At 40.5% G+C, this 1,438-nt stretch carries 2 protein-coding genes; both read right to left on the bottom strand.

Translation table 11 applies throughout. The features are described from left to right. Window positions 1-20: 20 nt before the first annotated feature. Window positions 21-887 (bottom strand): BadF/BadG/BcrA/BcrD ATPase family protein, encoded by an 867-nt coding sequence (locus AC3LHT_RS03645; RefSeq protein WP_488662014.1) that lies wholly within the window; start codon window positions 885-887, stop codon window positions 21-23. Beyond that, window positions 884-1,438: GntR family transcriptional regulator (locus AC3LHT_RS03640; protein ID WP_488662013.1), on the bottom strand; the 555-nt coding region annotated here is incomplete at its 5' end. The genes AC3LHT_RS03645 and AC3LHT_RS03640, both read right to left, overlap by 4 nt.

Here is a 1,438-nt window from a genome sequence, read left to right as displayed (position 1 = left end):
TGATAATACAAATATTTGAATTAGTTTTTAGCTTTTAATCTTTGGAAGAGTTCTTTTGCAATATAAGAATCTGTCCTGTCGTTGAAAATTTGTAGCTCATATTTGGAGAATTTTTCTGTAATCTTTTGAGTATATAGAGCAGATTTGAAGCAACCGCCACTAAGCACTATCCTCGAGGCTCCTGTTTTTTTTAAAATCAAGCTGATCATTTTTGAGAGCAGCTCAGTGGCTTCATTGAGTAGTTTGAGAACCAAAGGCGTGGGATTCATCAATGCGATTTTGGTGAAGGAGGCTATCTTTGCTTTGAAATCTTTCACCATTTGCAAATTTGCAAGGGATTCAAGATTTTTCACGCCAAAGTGATTCAACAGCATTTCAAATGCAGAGTCATATGAGACGAGGTCATCACGATATTTTAAGGCGTATGCGATGAGTTCTTTAGATATCCAGAAAGCGCTCCCTTCATCACTGAAAAGATGCCCCCATCCCCCTGCTCTGAAAGGAACCCCTTCAGGATTTTTCCCATATACTACGGAGCCGGTCCCTGAAATAACCACAACACCAGGGCCAGCAGGAAAACAAGAGCGATAAATCCCCTCAATATCTGGAATTATTTCTTTATAAGCATTTGGAAATACCTCATTCAAGGCTTTCGTAAGAATCTGCTCTCTTACAGAATCACCTGCACCCGAAAAAGAAGCTACCACAGCCTGTGGAATGCCGAGTTGTGATTTTAGCTCATTAAGTGTATTTAAGAGACTTTGATAGTCAACTACCGAAAGATTTGAGCTAAAGGAGAGCAGTGCTTTTTCCAAGGCTACACCATCGTACACGGAAGCGCTAATATTCGTGCCGCCGCCATCGATTCCCATGATCTTCATTTTCATAAAGATTTTCTCACGACCTTTAACTTGTATTTGTCTCCTCTATAAATAGATTCCACGTATTCAAGGCAGGAACCGTCAGCTGTATATGTATGCCGATGCCTTAATATGCCATATGCTCCTTCATCGGTCTCAAGGTATTTTGCTTCCGACTCTGTTAATTTGGCAATTTCGATGATTTCGACAGCGTGATCAAACCTGATACCAAATTCCTCTTTCAAGACCCTGTAAAGTGACTCATTTGACATATCCATTTTTATAATGTTCAGAACTCTTATGTCCACCAGAGGGTTTAGATAGCATTTTTCTATTGCCATAGGTTGATCATCGAGGAACCGCACCCTTTCAAGTAATACCACCATGCCTTTGTGTGGCAATTTAAAGGCATCCATTACTTCTGGAGGCGGAAATATAATTTCGTTCTTCAAAACAAGGGACTTTGTCTTATGGCCTTCGCTTACCGCTTCTTCTGTAAATCCCGCAAGGGTGCTTAATTGTTCTTCGCGTTTCCTTTCTTCTACGAATGTGCCTTTGCCTTTCCTTGCAACAAGGAG

This window comes from Kosmotoga sp. (assembly GCF_982836095.1).
Note: the sequence above shows the minus strand (reverse complement) of the source record. Positions and strands in the feature narration are given on the sequence as shown.